This is a genomic window from Variovorax sp. KBW07, from assembly GCF_003852515.1.
GTDB lineage: Bacteria > Pseudomonadota > Gammaproteobacteria > Burkholderiales > Burkholderiaceae_C > Variovorax.
In genome coordinates, this window is the sequence record NZ_QAJK01000285.1 from 1 (window position 1) to 212 (window position 212).

Here is a 212-nt window from a genome sequence, read left to right on the forward strand (position 1 = left end):
CGAAGTGTTCACCGCCAAGGTGAAGGGCCTGTGGCCCACCAAGCAGGACTTCAAGGACATGACGCCTGCGGTGCTGCGCGGCACGGCGCTGGGTTCGGCCCTGGGCATCCTGCCGGGCGGCGGCGCGCTGCTGTCGGCCTTCGCGGCCTACACCATCGAGAAGAAGATCAAGCTCAAGCAAGGCGAAGTGGCCTTCGGCAAGGGCAACATCC

At 66.0% G+C, this 212-nt stretch carries 1 protein-coding gene; it reads left to right on the forward strand.

Features of this window, described 5'->3' with window-relative positions; genetic code table 11:
* A partial coding sequence (locus DBV14_RS33190; protein ID WP_185546214.1) for a tripartite tricarboxylate transporter permease occupies window positions 1–212 on the forward strand: 212 nt, incomplete at both ends.